Annotated in this window: 19 protein-coding genes and 7 tRNA genes; 1 reads left to right on the plus strand and 25 read right to left on the minus strand. The window is 40.2% G+C overall.

Annotation, left to right across the window (positions count from 1 at the left end; translation table 11 throughout):
* Positions 1-236 precede the first annotated feature (236 nt).
* On the plus strand, positions 237-2081 hold the full coding sequence (locus I1J71_RS03505; protein ID WP_195183730.1) for an APC family permease: 1845 nt from the start codon (positions 237-239) through the stop codon (positions 2079-2081).
* A 183-nt stretch (positions 2082-2264) separates the two neighbouring features.
* Here the strand turns inward: I1J71_RS03505 and rpmH are convergent, their stop codons facing one another.
* The 25 genes from rpmH to I1J71_RS03630 all read right to left on the minus strand — a co-directional run bounded on the left by rpmH (position 2265) and on the right by I1J71_RS03630 (position 20217).
* Positions 2265-2399, minus strand: a complete 135-nt coding sequence (gene rpmH, locus I1J71_RS03510) for a 50S ribosomal protein L34 (protein WP_000831905.1) — start codon at positions 2397-2399, stop codon at positions 2265-2267.
* Positions 2400-2543: 144 nt separating this feature from the next.
* Positions 2544-3758, minus strand: coding sequence for a pyridoxal phosphate-dependent aminotransferase (locus I1J71_RS03515; RefSeq protein WP_195183731.1), 1215 nt, complete (start codon positions 3756-3758; stop codon positions 2544-2546).
* 441 nt (positions 3759-4199) lie between these two features.
* Complete coding sequence (gltX, locus tag I1J71_RS03520; RefSeq protein ID WP_195183732.1) at positions 4200-5660, minus strand: glutamate--tRNA ligase; 1461 nt, start codon at positions 5658-5660, stop codon at positions 4200-4202.
* 130 nt (positions 5661-5790) lie between these two features.
* Positions 5791-7140: a glucose-6-phosphate isomerase gene (locus I1J71_RS03525; protein ID WP_195183733.1), complete on the minus strand. Its 1350-nt coding sequence runs from the start codon at positions 7138-7140 to the stop codon at positions 5791-5793.
* A gap of 169 nt (positions 7141-7309) precedes the next feature.
* Positions 7310-7999 carry a gamma-glutamyl-gamma-aminobutyrate hydrolase family protein gene (locus I1J71_RS03530; protein ID WP_195183734.1) on the minus strand — a complete coding sequence of 230 codons (690 nt, stop codon included), beginning with the start codon at positions 7997-7999 and terminating at the stop codon, positions 7310-7312.
* Between the two features lie 288 nt (positions 8000-8287).
* Entirely contained in the window at positions 8288-10054 is a 1767-nt protein-coding gene (locus tag I1J71_RS03535; RefSeq protein WP_195183735.1) for an ABC transporter ATP-binding protein, read from the minus strand.
* A 1-nt stretch (position 10055) separates the two neighbouring features.
* Positions 10056-11762 carry an ABC transporter ATP-binding protein gene (locus I1J71_RS03540; protein WP_195183736.1) on the minus strand — a complete coding sequence of 569 codons (1707 nt, stop codon included), beginning with the start codon at positions 11760-11762 and terminating at the stop codon, positions 10056-10058.
* 189 nt (positions 11763-11951) lie between these two features.
* A complete protein-coding gene (locus I1J71_RS03545; protein ID WP_074324295.1) occupies positions 11952-12653 on the minus strand; it encodes a histidine phosphatase family protein in 702 nt (233 codons plus the stop codon).
* Between the two features lie 58 nt (positions 12654-12711).
* Complete coding sequence (comGG, locus tag I1J71_RS03550; protein WP_195183737.1) at positions 12712-13149, minus strand: competence type IV pilus minor pilin ComGG; 438 nt, start codon at positions 13147-13149, stop codon at positions 12712-12714.
* On the minus strand, positions 13127-13588 hold the full coding sequence (gene comGF / locus I1J71_RS03555) for a competence type IV pilus minor pilin ComGF (RefSeq protein ID WP_195183738.1): 462 nt from the start codon (positions 13586-13588) through the stop codon (positions 13127-13129). The genes comGG and comGF overlap by 23 nt, the downstream gene beginning before the upstream one ends.
* Positions 13551-13853, minus strand: a complete 303-nt coding sequence (comGE, locus tag I1J71_RS03560) for a competence type IV pilus minor pilin ComGE (RefSeq protein WP_016466889.1) — start codon at positions 13851-13853, stop codon at positions 13551-13553. The genes comGF and comGE overlap by 38 nt, the downstream gene beginning before the upstream one ends.
* A complete protein-coding gene (comGD, locus tag I1J71_RS03565; RefSeq protein WP_267471785.1) occupies positions 13816-14250 on the minus strand; it encodes a competence type IV pilus minor pilin ComGD in 435 nt (144 codons plus the stop codon). The genes comGE and comGD overlap by 38 nt, the downstream gene beginning before the upstream one ends.
* Positions 14213-14536: a competence type IV pilus major pilin ComGC gene (comGC, locus tag I1J71_RS03570; protein ID WP_195183740.1), complete on the minus strand. Its 324-nt coding sequence runs from the start codon at positions 14534-14536 to the stop codon at positions 14213-14215. The genes comGD and comGC overlap by 38 nt, the downstream gene beginning before the upstream one ends.
* Positions 14537-15553, minus strand: coding sequence for a competence type IV pilus assembly protein ComGB (gene comGB, locus I1J71_RS03575; protein WP_195183745.1), 1017 nt, complete (start codon positions 15551-15553; stop codon positions 14537-14539). It abuts the gene before it with no gap.
* Complete coding sequence (comGA, locus tag I1J71_RS03580; protein WP_195183741.1) at positions 15501-16442, minus strand: competence type IV pilus ATPase ComGA; 942 nt, start codon at positions 16440-16442, stop codon at positions 15501-15503. The genes comGB and comGA overlap by 53 nt, the downstream gene beginning before the upstream one ends.
* Before the next feature lie 52 nt (positions 16443-16494).
* On the minus strand, positions 16495-16872 hold the full coding sequence (locus tag I1J71_RS03585) for a DUF1033 family protein (protein WP_036752150.1): 378 nt from the start codon (positions 16870-16872) through the stop codon (positions 16495-16497).
* Positions 16873-17008: 136 nt separating this feature from the next.
* Positions 17009-18067, minus strand: coding sequence for a zinc-dependent alcohol dehydrogenase family protein (locus I1J71_RS03590; RefSeq protein WP_004251543.1), 1059 nt, complete (start codon positions 18065-18067; stop codon positions 17009-17011).
* A gap of 140 nt (positions 18068-18207) precedes the next feature.
* A complete protein-coding gene (nagA, locus tag I1J71_RS03595; RefSeq protein WP_004251541.1) occupies positions 18208-19359 on the minus strand; it encodes an N-acetylglucosamine-6-phosphate deacetylase in 1152 nt (383 codons plus the stop codon).
* A 271-nt stretch (positions 19360-19630) separates the two neighbouring features.
* Positions 19631-19714: transfer RNA gene (locus I1J71_RS03600), tRNA-Leu, on the minus strand.
* 9 nt (positions 19715-19723) lie between these two features.
* Positions 19724-19795: transfer RNA gene (locus I1J71_RS03605), tRNA-Gln, on the minus strand.
* A 13-nt stretch (positions 19796-19808) separates the two neighbouring features.
* Positions 19809-19881 (minus strand) — tRNA-His (locus I1J71_RS03610).
* A gap of 12 nt (positions 19882-19893) precedes the next feature.
* Positions 19894-19964 (minus strand) — tRNA-Trp (locus tag I1J71_RS03615).
* A 6-nt stretch (positions 19965-19970) separates the two neighbouring features.
* Positions 19971-20051, minus strand: a tRNA-Tyr gene (locus I1J71_RS03620).
* Positions 20052-20066: 15 nt separating this feature from the next.
* Positions 20067-20139, minus strand: a tRNA-Phe gene (locus tag I1J71_RS03625).
* Positions 20140-20144: 5 nt separating this feature from the next.
* Positions 20145-20217, minus strand: a tRNA-Met gene (locus tag I1J71_RS03630).

Here is a 20217-nt window from a genome sequence, read left to right on the forward strand (position 1 = left end):
TATGGTTAATTTGTGCCTCAATAATGTCATGAGTCCTTAAACTTCACTCCAAACACTCTAAGTATGTGTATCAAAAATCATTTATATTTCCTCGTTTTTTCTACTTTCTATTATACCAAAAAACTAGTCGCATCCTTATAGGAAAAAAATATTTTGAAATCAATGATTTTCCCTTGACGGTATTTTTTCATAGCAGTATAATAGCTCTTGTTGAAAATTTCAAAAAAGGAAAGAAAATGTTTACAAAACTAAAATATACCTTTATCGGTCGTCCTCTCAAGTCCTTAACTGAAGGCGAAGGAGGGCTACTTGGAAAAACACAGGCACTTGCAATGCTCTCAAGCGATGCCCTTTCATCTATCGCCTATGGACCTGAGCAGGTCGTCCTTGTCTTGGCTAGCCTATCTCCGCTTGCTATTTGGTGGAGTCTCCCTATCGGCATTTTTGTCCTCTTGCTACTTGCTAGTCTAACCATTTCTTACCGACAAATCATTCATGCCTACCCTCAAGGTGGAGGTGCCTATATGGTTACTCGAGAAAACCTCTCCCCTGAGTTAGGTTTGATTGCTGGGGGAAGTCTACTTGTTGACTACATGCTGACAGTAGCCGTATCGGTAGCTGCAGGTGCTGATGCGATCACAGCTGCACTTCCTGTCCTCCATCCTTATAACCTCCACATCTCCATTTTTCTAGTATGTTTGCTCATGCTTTTAAATCTGCGAGGCTTGAAGGAATCTGCTAGTTCTCTGATGATCCCTGTCTACCTCTTTATCTTTAGTACGGTCTTCCTCTTATTGTTTGGTATCTTCCAACTATTGACAGGTTCTCTCAGTTATCATGCAACTTCTGCAATTGGTCAAACTGTCCCAAGTCTGTCAATTGTCCTAATCTTAAGAGCCTTCACCAGCGGTTCAGCTTCACTAACAGGGGTTGAAGCCATCTCAAATGCTGTCCCATTTTTCAAGACTCCAAAAGAGAAAAACGCAGCCCAGACGCTTACTATCATGTCTCTAATTCTTGGATTTCTATTTGCAGGGATTACCTTCTTAAACTACTGGATGGGGATTACACCTCAACACGGAGAAACAATCCTCTCACAAATGGCTAAAGGGATTTTAGGAGATTCAGCTCTCGGTCAGATTGTTTATTATCTCTTCCAATTCTCAACTGCCCTAATCCTAGCCGTTGCTGCAAATACTGGTTTTTCTGCCTTTCCGATGTTAGCTTACAATATGGCTAAGAACAAGTACATGCCCCATCTCTTTATGGAAAAGGGAGACCGCCTTGGTTACTCAAACGGTATTTTAACCTTAGCTTTTGGTGCCATAATCCTTCTGCTTATTTTCAACGGAAATACAGAACGCTTGATCCCTCTTTATACTATCGGAGTTTTCGTCCCCTTTGCACTTTCTCAAACAGGTATGATTCGCCACTGGAAAAAAGAAAAAGGCTCTCATTTCTTAAAATCTGCCTTTGCTAACATCCTCGGTGCTATCATTTGTTACGTTATCGTTCTTATCCTACTCTTCTTTAGACTTGGAGATATCTGGCCCTTCTTCCCAATTATCCTGGTCCTAACCTTCCTCTTTTTGTCCATCCACAGTCATTACCAAAAAGTGGCGAAACAACTTCGACTTTATGAAGGAATTCAAAAGAAAACTTACGATGGCAATGTCGTACTTGTCTTAGTAGGAAATGTTACTCGAGTCAGCGTCGGAGCGATTAACTACGCTCAAAGCATCGGAGACGAAGTTTTGGCTATGCACATTTCCACCAAGGAAACTGAGGAAAAAGACCAAGAAATCCTCCAAGAATTTGCCGACTACTTCCCAAATATTACTCTTAAAAACATTAATACCAGCTATCGCGATATTATCACACCTACAGTTCGATATGTTCGAAAGATTTCTCAAGAAGCCAAGAAAAAAAACTACACGGTTACAGTTCTTGTACCCCAATTTATCCCTAACAAACCTTGGCAAAATACCCTCCACAATCAAATGAGCCTTAAATTAAAATATGCTCTCAGATGGCACGAAGATGTCGTCGTTGCTAGCTACTCTTATCATTTGAAAGAATAAAGAAAAGCTCAAAATCAGAGAAATTATCTTCTGATCTTGAGCTTTTTCTATATGTGATTTTTTTCAAGACATCTTCTAAAATGTTTATTCTCAATCAATAACTTTAGAAAATTCTATCTTTTAGATAAAAGAAAAATCAGTAGGCTCGAGTTCCTACTGACTTCTTTGTTTCATTTGTTTGGATTATGCAGCCAAAACTTTGCGTCCTTTACGACGACGAGCTGCCAATACGCGACGACCGTTTTTAGTTGACATACGGTTACGGAATCCGTGTTTGCGCGCACGACGAAGTTTACTTGGTTGATAAGTACGTTTCACGATGAATACCTCCTCATAGATTTTGTATTCGTTTAGCCGGCTATAAAGTGATCAGTTACTAAACATACTTTACTATTCTATCTGATTCTTACTTATTTGTCAATAGCTCTGACAAATGTTTCCAGCTTTTTTGCTATGAAAGCCTTATCTACGATACTGCTTCAAGAAGCGAGTCATCTTTTCCTGTATTTGGGCTAACTCATCGACACGTGGTAGATAAACGATACGGAAGTGATCTGGTTCTTTCCAGTTAAAGCCACGTCCATGTACCAAAAGCACTTTTTCTTGCTTCAAGAAATTAAGGACAAATTGTTCATCATCGTCGATACGATACATATTGCGGTCAATCTTCGGGAATATATAAAGACCTGCTTTTGGTTTAACAGCAGACAAACCAGGGATATCTTGAATGGCATTATAAATAAAGTTTCTTTGTTCATAGATACGACCACCAGGAAGAAGCAACTCATCCACTGACTGGTGACCACCTAGTGACGTTTGAACAACCTGTTGAGCAAGCACATTCGAACAAAGTCGCATGTTTGAGAGCATGTTGAGACCTTCAATGTAGCCCTTTACATGGTGTTTAGGTCCAGACAAGACCATCCAACCAACACGGAAACCAGCGATACGGTGAGATTTAGACAGACCATTCATGCTGACACAGAAAAGGTCTGGAGCCAAACTTGCGACTGGTGTGTGAACATTGCCATCCATAACCATACGGTCGTAAATTTCATCCGCAAAAATAATCAAGTCGTTTTGACGAGCAATTTCAATAATATCTAGTAAGAGCTCCTTAGGATAGAGAGCACCAGTAGGATTGTTGGGATTAATCAAGACAATAGCCTTAGTATTGGAACTAATTTTTGACTTGATGTCATCTAGGTCTGGATACCATTCTGCTTCTTCATCACAGACATAGTGTACTGCATTTCCTCCAGCCAAGCTGACTGCTGCTGTCCAAAGTGGATAGTCAGGCATAGGAACCAAGACTTCGTCACCATTGTCCAAAAGCCCTTGCATAGACATAACAATCAGCTCACTAACCCCATTCCCAAGATAGATATCATCGATCCCTACATTTGGAAATTTTTTGAGTTGGCAATATTGCATAATCGCTTTGCGAGCTGAAAAAATCCCTTTTGAATCTGAATATCCTTCACTATCACGCGCATTCATTATCAAATCATGGATAACCTCATCTGGCGCTGTAAAGCCAAACTCAGCTGGGTTTCCTGTATTTAAACGGAGAATTTTTTCTCCATTTGCCCGCATGCGCATAGCTTCTTCCAAAACTGGACCACGAATATCATAAGCCACATGCTCTAATTTGATTGATTTGTTAAATTCTTTCATTTGAGTTCCTCTATTCATCAGGATAGTTAATATTATACCACTCCAAAACGAAATCGCAAATTTCCCAGTACTATTCCACAAAAAAACCTTGCATAATGCAAGGTAACAGAGCAAGGTCAATTTCTTTCTATTTTTGGAGAAGAAAGAGTAGATATGCTTCTCTAAAAGCTAGCCAAATTGGACTAAACTCTTGTGATTAAAAAAGTCATTATAACAGATGGTAACTGCATGGATGAAGAATCTCTCCTCCCATCCAGCAAAATGTAAAGAAAAAAATAAGTAGACTCACCAACATTAGGAATCCTGCCAAGTCTAGTTGTAAAAATACCATCTTACTAACTTATTTCCCTTGCCCTGTCAATTAATAGTATACACTAAAATCTTTGCATTTTCAAATAAGCATATATAAAAAGAACTCTTTATTTGAGTTCTTTTTATAGGTTATTTTGCAATTTCTTCCAACATGCTTTCAATGTGTTGGATGGATTTTTCACGTCCAAGCAAGTAGATGGTATCTGGCAATTCAGGACCATGCATTTCACCTGAAACGGCAATACGGATTGGCATAAAGAGATTCTTCCCTTTGATCCCAGTTTCTTTTTGAACCGCTTTGATTTGTGGGAAGATATTTTCTGCCACAAACTCATCGTCTGACATGGCTTCCAATTTCGCTTTGAAGGCTTCCAATACTGTTGGTACTGTTTCACCAGCCATGACTTCTCGCTCAGCTTCTGTCAATTCTAGGAAGTCTGAGAAGAAAAGGTCTGTCAACGGAACGATTTCGTCCACTGACTTCATTTGTGGTTTGTAGAGTTCCACCAATTTCTCAGCCTTGTCTGTCAAACGACCTGCTTCTTCGAGGAATGGTTTGGCCATTTCAAAGATAGTCGCAAGATCCGCATTCTTGATATACTCATTGCTCATCCAGTCCATTTTCTTTTGGTCGAAAGCTGCTGGAGACTTGCTGAGGCGGTTTTCATCAAAAAGTTTGATGAGCTCTTCGCGAGAAAAGATCTCATCTTCCCCACCAGGGTTCCAACCAAGCAAAGCGATGAAGTTAAAGACTGCTTCTGGAAGGTAGCCCTTCTTACGGTAATCTTCGATAAATTGAAGGGTGTTGGTGTCCCGTTTAGACAACTTCTTACCAGTTTCAGAATTGATGATAAGTGTCATGTGACCAAACTCAGGTGCTTCCCAACCAAGAGCTTCATAGACCATGAGCTGTTTTGGGGTGTTGGCGATGTGGTCGTCTCCACGAATGACGTGAGAGATTTGCATGTCGTGGTCATCGATGACGACGGCAAAGTTGTAAGTTGGGTAGCCATCTTTCTTCTGGATGACCCAGTCACCACCGATATTGCCACCTTCAAACTCGATATCACCTTTAACCATATCATGCCACTTGTAAATACCAGACTCATTCACTGCCAAACGAACAGTTGGGATGATACCTGTCGCTTCACGTTCTGCAACGTAAGCTGCTTTTTCTTCTTCGCTCATGCCAAGGTATTCGTTAATGTAACGAGGTGTTTCACCTGCTGCTTCTTGACGTTCACGTTCTGCTGCCAATTCTTCTTCTGTAACGTAAGATTTGTAGGCTTTTCCTTCAGCTAAGAGTTGGTCGATATATTTTTGATAGAGTTCCAAACGCTCAGACTGGCGGTAGTTTTCATGAGTCTCTGGACTTTCATCCCAGTCCATGCCTAACCAACGAAGGTTTTCAAGCTGTGAACGTTCTCCGTCTTCGACATGACGTTTGCGGTCAGTATCTTCGATACGGATGATAAAAGTTCCACCATGGTGGCGTGCATACAAATAGTTAAACAATGCTGTACGGGCATTACCGATGTGTAATAGTCCTGTTGGACTTGGTGCATAACGCACACGAATATCTTTTGACATATCTTCTCCTATAAAGTCTCTAGGCATCTGCCTTTTCGCTCTCTATATTATATCACAAGTCTCGCTAGAGTCCAATTTCTCTTCTCGAGAAAAAGCAAAAAGAGTGGTAAAACCACTCTTTTTTATTCTATTATAGACGAGCGTTAAGTTCTTTGCTCAATTCTTCAAATCCTGGTTTACCAAGAAGGGCAAACATGTTGCGTTTGTATGCTTCAACACCTGGTTGGTCAAATGGGTTGATGGCATTCAAGTAACCTGAAAGAGCGATTGCCAATTCGAAGAAGTAGATTGTGTAACCAAGAGTGAAGGCATCTTGCTCAGGAAGAGTTACGTACATGTTTGGTACGTCACCGTCAGTGTGGGCAAGAAGAACACCGTCAGTTGCTTTTTTGTTTACAAAGTCAACGTCTTTTCCTTGAAGGTAGCCAAGTCCGTCAAGGTCTTCTTCCAAAGTAGGGATGATCACGTTCTTACGAGGTTTGTCAACACGGACAACTGTTTCAAACATGATACGAGTTCCTTCTTGGATAAATTGACCCAATGAGTGCAAGTCTGTTGAGAAGTTAGCTGAAGTTGGGTAAATCCCTTTTTGGTCTTTCCCTTCTGACTCACCAGCTAATTGTTTCCACCATTCTGAGAAGTATTGGAGTGATGGCTCGTAGTTTACCAAGATTTCAGTTGCATATCCTTTACGGTAAAGGATGTTACGAACTGCTGCGTATTGGTAAGCTTCGTTTTCAGAGATTTTATCTGAAGTATAGTCTTTACGAGCTGCGTTAGCACCTTCCATAAGGGCTTTGATGTCTGCACCTGACGCAGCGATTGGAAGCAATCCAACTGCTGTCAATACTGAGAAGCGTCCACCGATATCATCTGGAACAACAAATGTTTCCCAACCGTTAGCATCTGCTTCAACCTTAACAGCACCTTTTTGGCGGTCAGTTGTTGCGTAGATACGTTTGTTAGCTTCTTCTTGCCCGTATTTCTTAACCAAAAGTTCTTTGAAGACACGGAAAGCAATCGCTGGTTCAGTTGTTGTACCTGATTTAGAAATCACGTTTACTGAGAAATCTTTATCTGAAACGTACTCTACCAAGTCAGCAAGGTAAGTAGATGAGATAGAGTTCCCCGCGTAAAGGATTTGTGGTGCTTTACGTTCTTCTTTTGTTTGCAAGTTTGCAAAATGGTGGTTCAAGAAGTCAATGGCAGCTTTCGCTCCAAGGTAAGATCCACCGATACCGATAACCACCAAAACATCGCTGTCTGTTTTGATTTGTTCAGCAGCTTTCAAGATGCGGTCAAATTCTTCGCGGTCGTAGTTTTCAGGAAGGTCCAACCAACCCAAGAAGTCGCTCCCAGCACCAGTTCCTTTACGGATCAATTCGTCTGCTGCTGTAACTTGTGCTTGCATGTATTCCACTTCATGTGGTGCAACAAATTTGTCTAATACTTTTGAATAATCAAATTTAATATGTGACATAGTATTCCTCCAATATTTCTTCTTCTCTATCATAACGCTTACTAACAATTTTTTCAAGTTTTTATACTAAAAATTTCCAATTTTTATCACAATTCAAACGTTTGCGTAAAAATACAATTCTATAAAGATTCGTAAACAATGAATAAAAAAACGACTAAATTTCTAGTCGTTACAATTCATTCAATAAATACTCAAATAATTCTAAGTTGCCATCTTCTTCATTAACCAAGAATTCTGGATGCCACTGGAGACCAATAATACGATTTTCATCGATAGATTCGATTGCTTCAACAGTTTGATCACGTGGATCCACAGCCGTCACACGGAAATTGGGTGCCAGATCTTTAATGCTCTGACGATGCACTGAATTAACCTGACTTTCTTTACCAAATAATTTAGACACTACACTGCCATCCACTGTCTCAATAGAATGTGAAGTCCCAAAAGGTAGACCTTGCCAATGACCTTCAATATCCTGATTGAGTGTCCCACCAAAGGCAACATTGACAAGCTGAACTCCACGGCAAATGGCTAAGATTGGCTTGTTCTGACGCAAAGCTTCTTGTAGAAGAGCTAGCTCAAACTCGTCGCGAGTTAGGTTATAGTCGTCGCTATCAATTGTTTTTTCCTCACCATAAAACTGAGGATGAACATTTTGTCCTCCAGTCAAGATGAGCTTATCAATCATTTCTACATAGTCATGGACCACCGACTCATCACCAACCGGAATGACCAAAGGAAGTCCGCCAACCTGACGAATACTCTCAGCAAATTTACAAGAGACTGATGAATGAATATTTTTTCCTTCTGCGTCCACAGGACATAGATTTGCCGCTACTCCAACAACTGTTCTTGCCATCACTGATTTCCTTTCCTTTTCTATTGATAATCTTATCTTATCATCCTTGCCCACTCCTGTCTAATATGTATTTTTTAAGTCCGTGATAAATTTTTTTTATCAGAAAAAGTTGCCCAAAATTAGGACAACTTTTTTGCTTATACTCAATGAAAATCAAAGAGCAAACTAGGAAGCTAGCCGCAGGTTGCTCAAAACACAGTTTTGAGGTTGTGGATAGAACTGACGAAGTCAGTAACACATATACAGCAAGGGGACGCTGACGTGGTTTGAAGATATGTTCGAAGAGTATTATTCAAAGACAAATTGATTATGGTACAGTTCTGCGTAGAATCCACCAAGTTTTAGCAATTTCTGGTGATTTCCTTGCTCAATGACTTGACCATCTTTGAGAACGATAATCTGATCGGCATTGAGAATGGTTTTCAAGCGATGGGCAATCACAAAACTCGTTCTTCCTGCCACAATTGCCTCCATGGCATTTTGAATCTTGCTTTCTGTTACAGTATCCACGTTTGATGTTGCCTCATCCAAGATTAAGACCTGTGGATCTGTCATCAAGGTACGAGCAATAGAAATCAACTGCTTCTGACCGGTTGAGAATACGCTCTGATCATCATTAATCAGAGTATCGTACTTATCTGGTAGGCTTTCGATGTAGTCATGGATGTGTGTAGCCTTAGCTGCTGCTTCGACCATTTCCTGACTGGCATCTGGTACTCCAAATCGAATATTGTCACGAATAGTTCCACTGAACAAAACCGAATCCTGTAGGACAATTCCTACCTTACTTCGCAAACTGTCTAAATCAAACTCGCGAATATCTGTTCCATCAAAGCTGATACTACCTGCATCCACATCATAAAAACGATTGATTAAGTTCATGATGGTTGTTTTCCCCGAACCTGTCGGACCAACAACCGCAATCATTTTCCCTTTTGGAGCTGAAATGCTAACATCTTTCAAAATGGGTTTTCCTGGCAGGTAGGAGAAGTCCACCTTACGAATCTCCACACCTTCTTTTAATTCGTTAAAGACTGGAGCATCTTGAGGACGAATTTCTTCTTCTGCATCAAACATTTCTTGGATACGTTCTGCACCTGTAAAGGCCAGTTGCAAACTTCCCCAACTTGCTGCCAATTGGATAATGGGTTGGTAATATTGCTGAGAAAACTGGGTAAACATGACAATCAAACCCAGAGCTGTCGCTGTCTCGATATTCTGATCATTCAGTAAGACAGCTGAACCGACAAAAATAACAATAGCTGTATTGACCAAACTCATTCCGTTCATGACAGGAAAGAGAATTCCTGAAAACATTCTGCCCTTAAAGGTTGCTTTACGGACACGCTCGTTTTGCTCAACAAAACCTGCGATCACATCATCTTGAATGCCCTGAACGATAACGGCTTTCTGACCCGAAATACTCTCATCCATGTAAGCATTGAGCTTCCCAACCTCTTTTTGCTGAAGATTGGTATATTTTCTTGCCAATTTCAAAATGACAATCAACATGATGACAGCTATCGGAGTGCTAGCAATCGTAATCAACGCCAAGGTCACATTTTTTGCGAACATGACAATCAACAAACCAATATAAAGGGCAATATTGGTCATAACAGACACCAGACTTTCGTTGAAAGCCTGTAGGATGTTATCCAAATCACTGGTAAAACGTGACAGGATATCACCATCTTGATGGCGGTCAAAGAAGGAAACAGTCAAACGAGAAAGCTTGCCAAAAAGTCCCTTACGCATCTCATTTGTCGATTCGGCAATAATACGGCTCATCAAAACCATATAGATAAGACTCGACACCACGAGCACAATCAAAATATAAGCAAGATTAATCAAGAGTCCTAATAGACTTTGCCAAACCATATCAGGATTTCCATTTTGATAAGCTATAACTAAATTAGCTAGTTCCGTGACTGTTTGACCTGCAAATACTGGAAAGAGGGCTTGTGCAATCGTTGCAATGATAATCATAGCAATAACAACGACAAAGGATATCTTATAAACTTTAAAATAGTTCCAAAAGAATTCAAATGTCTTCATCCTACTCCTCCTTTCCTTTTTGCGTTTCGTAAATTTCTCGATAAACTGCGTTTGTTGCAACCAAGTCAGCGTGTTTGCCTTGACCAATCAAGCGACCTTGGTCAAGCACTAAGATTTTATCGGCATGCACAACAGAGCTAATCTTTTGTGCGATGATAATCGTAGTCGTCCCCTTCAAATCCTTGTTGAGGGCTTCTTGGACCAAACGTTCCGATTTGGCATCAAGGGCAGAGGTTGAATCATCAAAAATCAAGATACGAGGATTGCTGACAATCCCACGCGCAATAGACATTCTTTGTTTTTGTCCACCAGAAAAGTTAGTCCCACGTTCCTCAACCGGACTTTCAAAGGCCAAGTCCATACGACTAATAAATTCATTGGCCTGGGCTATACGAGCTGCGCGTTCCATTTCTGAAACTGTCGCATCTCCCTTACCTTGTCTGAGATTATCTGCGATGGTTCCACTAAAGAGAATGGCTTTTTGTAGGACGATAGAAACTGTCTTACGAAGCGTCCCTTCACTAACTGTCCGAATGTCCTTTCCACCAATCTTGATCGAACCTTGCTGAGGATCAAATAATCGTGGAATCAATTGAGCCAAGGTTGATTTTCCTGCACCAGTTGCTCCGACAACCCCAACCATTTCACCAGCTGCGATATCGAAGGATACATCTTTTAAGATAGGTTCTTCATCATTTGGATAGGTAAAGGTAACATTTTCAAAGCTGAGACTTCCTTCCAATTCTTCATCTTCCACATCCTTAAAGGTCATAGCTGGTTCTGTATCAAGGATTTCACGAATACGACGAAGAGAAATCATGGCACGAGTAACTGAGTTCCCCAAAAATCCAACCATGACGATGGTAAAGATAATCTGACTCAGATAGTTCACGAAGGAAGCAATGGAACCAACCACTGAAGGATCTGACTCTGCCATACCTGCTACAAGCCAGATTGAAAGAAAGACAGCACCGTAAGAAATCAACATCATTGCAGGTTGAACAATAGAAAAAGCATAGCCGATATAAAGGTTTTCTCCCAGCAACTCATCTGACACTTGCGTAAACTTATTAAACTGATCTTTTTCTCGGACAAAAGACTTAACCACGCGCACACCACGTAAATTTTCTTTAGCAATGGCATTGATACGCTCCAATAAGGTCTGGAATTTTGCAAAGCGCGGTCCCATCATCCCCATCATAAGACCTGTCATGGCGACGATCAAAACGACCATAAGAACCAGCACCCACCACAACGAAGGCAAGGTGACAACAGCTAATATAAAGGAACCAATAAATAAAATCGGTAGTCGAAAGAGGATTTGGAAGGTCATCATAACGACGTTTTGAATCTGATTGATATCGTTGGTCATACGCACAACGAGGTTCCCTGCATTAAACTTCTCAATATTGGCGTATGAAAAAGTTTGAATCTTACGAAAGGCATCTTCACGTAAGTCAGACGAAACTCCTTGAGCAATATAGGCCGCTAACACAACATTGATGCCACCTGCGACCAAACCAATCAAGGCAACAAGAATTAACCAAAAACCGATAGTATAAATAGCTTCATTATCACCCGTTAGCAGTGCCTCTAAAACCTCCTGCAAATAACGTGGTTGCAAGAGCGAACTAGTAACCATTAGACCTGTCATAACCAAGGAAGCCAGGGCCTGCCATTTATAGGCTTTTATTTTCTGAAACAGCATATTTCCCCCTTATAAGATAGACAAAAGGGGACGACAGTTCTGTCAGTCCCTTCTTATGCTTTTATGTTGATACTATTCTAACAAAAAAGAATGCTATTGTCAAAGTACTCAGCTCTCCGAAGCTTGTGCAAGCACGACATTAGCATTCTATCAATCCTTTAAAAATTCTTCTAAATTTAGTGCTGAATTTTATTGTTCTGAACTATCTTGCTCGTCTAGCTTAACTCGTCCAATTTCACGGTAGCTACAGTCCCCAACAATCTTTACTGAAAACTGACCATCTTCGTACTCAAGAATCGTCACACTTCCGTTATCAAGACCATGTGGATGCATGCCGTTAATGAGGTAAACAATAGTTCCAATTGTCATTCCATGACTGACAACGAGAGCATTTCCTCCCCCATTAGCTTCCATTTCCTTGGCAATGGCTTCAAAACCTTCCCAGATACGACCACTTAGTTTTTCCCAGCCTTCAGCCCAACCTGCTGTGTCTACTTCTACCAGACCTTCAGCCAGCTCAGCATAGGACAAACGATGCACATGGTCGACATTAAAGATACGAGGAATAATCCCCATAAAAAGGTCTCCATCATAAGCACCATCAAAGCTACCAAAGCACCACTCACGGATTCGCTTGTCCATACGATAAGGAATTTGACCTGTCAGACCTAGTTCCTCAAGGATAATTCCCATAGTCTGGATGGTACGTCCTGAGTCACTCGAGTAAGCACGCTCAAACTTTAAGCCTGATTCACGCAAGCCAATTCCCAGTTCGTGAATACCTCGCTCACCTTCAGCTGTTAAAGGAGTATCACTCCAGCCTTGAGCACGCCCAATCGTATTAAACATTGTTTTCCCATGACGCACTAGATACAATTTTACACTTGCCATTTTTGGTCCTCCATATGTATCTATTATAGCATGATTTCAGGCAAAAACCTCGTCCAAACTACTCTGTGCCCTTCTTTGAAGGTGCTAATTTGGAAGACCTAGCAGTCTCTTTTTTGCCCCCTTCTTCTTTTTTCTCCTTATTTCCTTCTTTGGGCTTGTTTTCTGTTTTCTCAGACTTTTGACTGGTCTTTTTTAAAGGAGAAAAGTGAAATTCAAACTTATTTTTTCCTGTGTCAATAGTCGTTGTGAAGAAGTTCTCGTCATTTCGATAAGTTGATGTCCCTACATTAAATGACTGCTCTCCATTTTCAGAAGTAGCTTTTTCATAAGTTCTCTTAGCCATAGCAAATGCAAGAAGTTTTTCTTTATTTAAGGCATATTCCTGATGATGTGCTACTTGCCGATTTAGATAAAACTGCAACAAAAGACTAAAAATTCCAGCAATAGTGATAGCGTATAGGAGAACTCCTGCTCTAACTTTTTTCTTTTTCAACACGATAGATAAACTCCCTCTCTAGTCCCTTTTCAAACTGAAAATTGAAATAGACATTTTGCCCTTTTTGGTAAATATGAGCTGATTTTAGACCGTAGACCATGGGTTGATAACCACGTCCACTAGCATCTGTTTTCCGGAAATCATTTGACTTTGATTTACCCATGGAAATGGGCTTCCCTTCCTGTTTGAGGTAAAGTCTATCATTCTCTACTTTTTCAAATTGGGTTCGATTCAGCTCTGCCTCTAGCTGATCCACAAATAAAAGCCATTCTTTTTGCTCACTTCTCTGCTGGTAGCGAACCTCTGAAACCAAGAGCTGACTCATAGCTTGAAAGAGGAGCAAGCTACCACTAATAACGATAAGGGCAACCAAGGATTCTAAAAGTGTAAAAGCTCTGACCCTACTTGTCTTGAATCGCCAGTAATTTCTCCGTTCCATGGTATACCTCCAAACCTTGCTCATTCGAGACAACATGAACCGTAAGGCCATTGACAGTCAACTGCTTTTGTCCAGTCTGCAACGCCATACGAGCCACTCGCAAAACTTCTTCCTGTTTTAGAAGTTCTACTTCTCTTTTTCTACTTTCTTGAATTTGTCCCAGCAAGAGGGTTGCAATACTAGCAAAAATTGCGAGTGAAATCACTGCCTCCAGTAGAATAACCGCCTTAATTTTTTGCTTCTTGAATACGTTTAATCTTTCCATTTCCTAGATATAGTTGGTAGCGAACCACTTCTTTCCTTGTTTGAAATCTCACGCTAGCTAGAGACGAATTCCCTCCAGCCTTATCAAAGGTAATTGACTGATTAGACTGCAATTGAATGCCTTTAGGGATGGCTAATTTCTGATAGCCATTCCCAATACTTGTCTCTTCTAGCATTAAGATCATCTTTTGCTGACTAGCCAGACTTCGCTTCTGGGTTTCTCGATAAAGTTCCTCAAACTCCATAAAGAAAATTTGCTCTTCCACAGCTGTAAAAGTTGATTGAACTGAACTCGACAAGCCCAAGGCTAACAGGCTGACTATTCCTAAGACCAATAAACTTTCTAGCATAGTAAAAGCCCTAATCCGAAACTGTTTGACTTGTCTTTTGTTTTGCATGATATTCCTTATAGGCTTTCGCTTGCTCAGCAGTGATGCGTCCATCTGCCTGTAATTTGCTTAGACTAGCATCTTCATTTTTATCCAGACTATACAGTTCTGCTTGGCTTTCTACCACCTTGACGACAGCTGCTTTCCCCTTTTCATTGACTGCATCCTTTTGCTTAGTTAAGTTTGGCACAAAAAGCAAGAGCAAAACACTAATAATTAAAAGTACAATTAACATTTCTACCAGAGTGAACCCTTTTACCGTAGCTTTTTTTAATTTCATCATCATTTTTTTCATCTAAAAATTTACCTCCATATTTTGATACATCGGCAGCAACATAGCTGCATACAATAAAACGATTAGCAGGGCTACAAAAATAAAGACCAGTGGTTGAACAAGGTTCATGGTCCGATTGACTCGAGTAAAGAAGGATTCCCAAGTTTTTTCCGCATAGATTTCCAATTCACTTCCCAACTTGGATTTAACTTCTCCATATTCAATGATTAATCCCAACTCCTTTCTAAAGAAGGGATAGGTCTGAACAACCTTAGAAAATTCATGCCCATTTTGCAAAGATTGATCTAAATCGTATCCAATTTCCTTAAAAAGAGGATCTCCTTGCTCCTGCATCATCTGGAAAATCTGTGCCAACTCTAAACCTTGCCCAATCATATTTCCCCATTCCCGAGCATAATAGGCAGTTAGATAATACTGAACAAATACACCTAAAAAGGGGATTCTAGCCAGATAAGAAAAGACTTGTATCTTCTTAGATTTTCTGTAGAATATCAGTCCTGTTAAAGATACAAGACTTAGTGCCAGAGTAAGTCCGAGAAAAATCTGTGGCAGGTTACTAATCACTAAGGTAGCTATGTTACTACTATCCAGTTGGGGCAAGAGATAATTCCGCAATCCTAGCATAATTAACAGTAAAAAAGCAAGCAAAATAAGTGGGTAAGTCGCAACTTCAATTAACTTCTTCTTGACCTTAGCAAGATTATCCAAATATTCTTCAATTTTCCCCAAACTCAAATGGAGATTTCCATGAACTTCAGCCAATGAAAGTTGAGTGACAATCGCACTCGAAAAACCTAAATTCCCCATCATTTCCGAGAAAGATTTTCCTTTCGATAGTCCTAGGCGCATCTGCGAAACATATTCCTTCTCCAACAAAAGACTTCTATCAAGAAAGGAAATGATTTCTACCAAGTGAAAACCGCTCGAAAACAAATTGTTAAAGAGAGTGATAATTTTCTTCTGCTTACTGGTAGCTAATTTTCTCCGTTTCAGCTTGAAGGGCAGTGATATGTCCATCCTTAAGAAGCTGATCAATTTGCTCATTCCACTTTTCTGCCTGGTGTTTTGAATAATTTTGGTTTGCAAAATCAATAATTCCTCCTCTCCCGATTAGTCTCTGGTAGCAAACACCTTGTAAAACAACTGCGAGTTCATCTTCACTGACACCAAGTTCTAAAAGACGCTCATAGACCCCACGAATACTCTTTGCATGTATGGTCGAAAACACTGTAGCTCCCGTTAAGCTCGCTCTTACAACAGCACGGGCTGTTTCGCTATCTCGAATTTCTCCAATGATTAAAAGATCTGGGCGGTGTCGCAAAGAAAGTTTTATCAAGTTTTCATAACTCAGTCCAATAGCTTCATTGAGTTGTAATTGTAGCATCTCTTCTTGCTTAATCTCGACTGGGTCCTCAATGGACATGACTTGTTGTCCCTTAAACAATGACTTAGCTAATTCATGCATTAAGGTAGTTTTACCACTTCCTACAGGTCCTGCAAATAGATAAAGGCCGCGTTGCCTAAAGCCCTTTTCTAGTTCCTTAAGGTCTTGAAACCAGAAACGCAACTCTTGTTCTTCATCATGCAAAAGGCGAATAACTAAACTCTCATGACCACGATAATCTCCTACCGTCGATAAGCGTAGTGAAGAAACCTTGCCATCATGCTGATAATCACAGGACCCAAGCTGACTACGACGCTTTTCTCCAACATTCATCCCCGCAATAAATTTAAAGTGACTAATCACTGCGCCCAACTTTTCAAAGTCATAGCTATTAATCAAACGCCTTTCATCACCTATTCGCATATGCAACTCATAAACCTTGTCCTTGGGAATAAAATAGATATCCTGAGCTCCATCCTTTTTTGCGAGACTAATCAATTCTTGTGCAAGTGCTTGTACCATATTCCCTCCTCAGTTAATTATTCGAAAAAAATACAAAAAAAGAACAACTTTATTAAAAAGTTGTTCCATCTTTTTTGATGCGACACGTCCGGTGGATTTCTAAACCAGTTTGTTTTTCATAACCCGGTCTAAATTTTTCATCTGGTATAACTTGACCATCTTCAAGTAAAGCCAAGGAATGATATTGCTGCAGAAATTCATCACATTCCTCACACCAACGCTTATCCTCCGGATTCCAAAATATGGTCATTAAGTCTCCTCGACTTTTATATAGTGGAATTTTCTTTTCCAGCTCAAACCAGCAAGATTTATAATACTTCAAGGCATCATAGTAATTTTCAAATTTCTTACTACTAATGACGTCTTCTTCCCATCCTTCTATGAACCACCAAGGTTCAAAATCCCCGTACATTTCTATCACTCGATACATAGTTTCATTTCCTTTGTATCGTATATTATAGCGAAATTTTAAGAACAATGAAAGAAATTTGCTTGCTTTCACGAATTATCTAATATTTTCAAAAAATCCAGCAATTCTAAAAAGAATAACTGGATTCAAAATTCGATTAACCTTCTGAAATATCGTTTTCAATGATAACCTTAATCGCATGATGATCTGCAGCCTTACCAAATACTTCATATGCCTTTTCAATTTCACTTAGTTTGAAGTAATGAGTTACCAATTTTTCTGGTTCAATTTTATGGCTTTCTAAAGCTTTCAAAAGCTGAGGAGTTGTATTGGTAGAAACCAATCCAGTAGTAACATTAATGTTACGAATCCAAAGAGTGTCCAAATCAAACTGAACTGGTTTACCATGCACACCACAGTTGGCTACTGTTCCATCTACACCGATAATCTTTTGGCAGAGATCAAACGTTTCAGGAATACCAACAGCTTCTATAGCAACATCCACACCTCTACCATCTGTTAAATCATAAATTTCTTGAATGGCTTTTTCAGGGTCTGAAGAATTAATCTTATGAGTAGCACCGAAAGAAACTGCAGTATCCAAACGGTTATCGTCTAGGTCTACCATGATCAATTTAGCAGGTGAATAGAATTGAGCAGTCAATAGAGCTGCTAAGCCAACTGGACCTGAACCAACGATTGCCACACTACAACCAGGCTCTACTTTCCCTTTTAAGACACCAATTTCATAACCAGTTGGTAGGATATCAGATAACATAACCAAGGCTTCATCAGACAAATCAGCTGGAGTGTGATAGAGAGTATTATCAGCATGAGGAACACGAAGATATTCGGCTTGCATACCGTCGATCAAATGTCCAAAAATCCAACCTCCTTCGTCTTCACAGTGGGCATAGATTCCCTTTTTACAGTAGTAGCATTTACCACAGGCACAAACACAAGAAATCAAAACCTTATCCCCTTTTTTGAAGTTTGAAACGCCTGCTCCAACTTCCTCTACAATCCCGATTCCTTCATGGCCAAGGATAGTTCCACTCTTACATGCAGGGACATCTCCTTTGATAATATGAAGATCTGTTCCACAAATAGTAGTTTTTACAATACGCACAATAGCGTCAGTTGGCTTGCGAATAACTGGTTTGTCAACATCAACAAATGAAGCAAGTCCTGGTTTAACATAAGTATAGGCTTTCATAAAGCTTACCTCCGTTTTTTTATTTGTATTGTTTATATCATAATTGTAAGCCTTTCCATAAAGAAAATCAAGTAATATGTGAAGAAATTAACAAACTAAATTAAAAAAAGTAGAAACTAAACTAGTTTCTACTTTAGAGATTATGCTTGATAACGTTTTTCACCATCAAGGTAAGTTGCTACCAATTCCAAATCCTTATCAAGAACGATAAAGTCAGCATCGTAGCCTTCACGGATTTGTCCACAAACGTCATCAATATGAACTGATTTTGCTGGGTTGAGACTGGCCATCATAACTGCTTCATGTGGATTTGCAATGCCCCATTCAACAACATTTTTCAAACCGTCTTTAAGTTTGAGAATAGAACCTGCCAAGTTCCCAGTAGATTTGAGACGTGCAGTACCATTTGAAACCACAACTGGGAATTCTCCTAGCATGTAGTCACCATCTTGCAAACCACCCGCTGTCATACAGTCAGTGATAAGAGCAATATTTTCAGTACCTTTTTGTTTAAGTAGAATGTCACAAGCCTTAGGATCAACGTGATGCCCATCGCATATCAATTCAGCATAAGTATGTGGCAATTCATACATAGCACCAACCATACCAAGCTCACGGTGAGTTAACCCACGCATACCATTATAAGCATGAACCCAAACACTTGCACCAGCGTCAACAGCCTTCTTAGCCTGATCAAAAGTTGCATTTGAGTGACCTAAAGCAACAGTAACACCCTCACCAGTAACCGTACGTACAAAGTCCTCAACACCTTCACGTTCAGGTGCAAGGGCAATTTTATTTAGAAGACCATTAGCAGCCTTCTGCCAAGCACGAAATTCATCCAGGCGAGGATCTTTCATGTAAGCAGGGTTTTGAGCTCCCTTAAATTCCTCAGTAAAGTATGGACCTTCAAAGTAAATCCCACGAATTTTAGCACCAGAAGCCTCTTTGTAGCGCGCACCAATATTTTCAGTAACAGCTAATAATTGTTCGTATGATGATGTTAGAGTAGTTGGTAGGAAACTAGTAACACCTGTGCTAAGAAGACCTTCACTCATTGTATGAAGAGTACCTTCGATGTTATTGTCCATAACATCAACCCCACCAAATCCATGAATATGTGTATCAACAAGACCAGGAGCAATACTATAACCAGTATAGTCAATAATTTCTGCGTCCTCAGATACTTGATCCACATGCTTACCAAATTTACCATCAACAAGTTCTAGAAAACCGCCACGACGAACACCATGAGGATAGAAAAATTGATCCGCTTTAATATATTTAGGCATAATGATAACCTCCGTAATTCATTTTTCTAATATTTATTATGTCAATTACATTATAAACCTTTCTGTGTAATTTGTAAATGGTATAGACCTATTATAGTTAAATTTATAAAGAAATAATTTAAGATTTAGTAAACATATAGTAAAGTAATATTGATCATTCAGGTTAACAATAAAATTTAGAAAAAAAATAAGTAATTTTATGTAACTGCGAGAGAAAAAAATGGAAGAGAAATTAAAAAGACAAGGTCCGAAAACCTTGTCTTTATTACTATACCGGCGGCCGGGGTCGAACCGGCACGTCCTTGCGGACACTGGATTTTGAGTCCAGCGCGTCTGCCAATTCCGCCACGCCGGCAAATAGTAACTGGGGTAGCTGGATTCGAACCAACGCATGAGGGAGTCAAAGTCCCTTGCCTTACCGCTTGGCTATACCCCAATAATATAAAATAGGCGAGTGAGGGGAATCGAACCCCCGAATGTCAGAGCCACAATCTGATGTGTTAACCACTTCACCACACCCGCCATAACGTTTAACACGGGCAGTAGGAATTGAACCCACACTGAAGGTTTTGGAGACCTTAGTTCTACCTTTAAACTATGCCCGTATAAGATGGAAGGGGAGGGATTCGAACCCCCGAACCCGAAGGAGCGGATTTACAGTCCGCCGCGTTTAGCCTCTTCGCTACCCTTCCGTGTAATATAAGAAATGGCGCGAGACGGAATCGAACCGCCGACACATGGAGCTTCAATCCATTGCTCTACCAACTGAGCTACCGAGCCAAATATTGCGGGAGCAGGATTTGAACCTACGACCTTCGGGTTATGAGCCCGACGAGCTACCGAGCTGCTCCATCCCGC

Origin of the sequence: Streptococcus infantis, assembly GCF_015546995.1 — a bacterium.
Taxonomy (GTDB): Bacteria; Bacillota; Bacilli; order Lactobacillales; family Streptococcaceae; genus Streptococcus; species Streptococcus infantis_J.

What these genes read in the sequence shown, in the direction of transcription:
- I1J71_RS03505 (WP_195183730.1), top strand. Translation starts at nt 237, where the DNA reads ATGTTTACAAAACTAAAATATACCTTTATCGGTCGTCCTCTCAAGTCC.
- I1J71_RS03515 (WP_195183731.1), bottom strand. Translation starts at nt 3,758, where the DNA reads ATGAAAGAATTTAACAAATCAATCAAATTAGAGCATGTGGCTTATGAT.
- gltX (WP_195183732.1), bottom strand. Translation starts at nt 5,660, where the DNA reads ATGTCAAAAGATATTCGTGTGCGTTATGCACCAAGTCCAACAGGACTA.
- I1J71_RS03525 (WP_195183733.1), bottom strand. Translation starts at nt 7,140, where the DNA reads ATGTCACATATTAAATTTGATTATTCAAAAGTATTAGACAAATTTGTT.
- I1J71_RS03530 (WP_195183734.1), bottom strand. Translation starts at nt 7,999, where the DNA reads ATGGCAAGAACAGTTGTTGGAGTAGCGGCAAATCTATGTCCTGTGGAC.
- I1J71_RS03535 (WP_195183735.1), bottom strand. Translation starts at nt 10,054, where the DNA reads ATGAAGACATTTGAATTCTTTTGGAACTATTTTAAAGTTTATAAGATA.
- I1J71_RS03540 (WP_195183736.1), bottom strand. Translation starts at nt 11,762, where the DNA reads ATGCTGTTTCAGAAAATAAAAGCCTATAAATGGCAGGCCCTGGCTTCC.
- I1J71_RS03545 (WP_074324295.1), bottom strand. Translation starts at nt 12,653, where the DNA reads ATGGCAAGTGTAAAATTGTATCTAGTGCGTCATGGGAAAACAATGTTT.
- comGF (WP_195183738.1), bottom strand. Translation starts at nt 13,588, where the DNA reads ATGGAACGGAGAAATTACTGGCGATTCAAGACAAGTAGGGTCAGAGCT.
- comGE (WP_016466889.1), bottom strand. Translation starts at nt 13,853, where the DNA reads ATGGAAAGATTAAACGTATTCAAGAAGCAAAAAATTAAGGCGGTTATT.
- comGD (WP_267471785.1), bottom strand. Translation starts at nt 14,250, where the DNA reads ATGCAAAACAAAAGACAAGTCAAACAGTTTCGGATTAGGGCTTTTACT.
- comGC (WP_195183740.1), bottom strand. Translation starts at nt 14,536, where the DNA reads ATGAAAAAAATGATGATGAAATTAAAAAAAGCTACGGTAAAAGGGTTC.
- comGB (WP_195183745.1), bottom strand. Translation starts at nt 15,553, where the DNA reads ATGGACATATCACTGCCCTTCAAGCTGAAACGGAGAAAATTAGCTACC.
- comGA (WP_195183741.1), bottom strand. Translation starts at nt 16,442, where the DNA reads ATGGTACAAGCACTTGCACAAGAATTGATTAGTCTCGCAAAAAAGGAT.
- I1J71_RS03585 (WP_036752150.1), bottom strand. Translation starts at nt 16,872, where the DNA reads ATGTATCGAGTGATAGAAATGTACGGGGATTTTGAACCTTGGTGGTTC.
- I1J71_RS03590 (WP_004251543.1), bottom strand. Translation starts at nt 18,067, where the DNA reads ATGAAAGCCTATACTTATGTTAAACCAGGACTTGCTTCATTTGTTGAT.
- nagA (WP_004251541.1), bottom strand. Translation starts at nt 19,359, where the DNA reads ATGCCTAAATATATTAAAGCGGATCAATTTTTCTATCCTCATGGTGTT.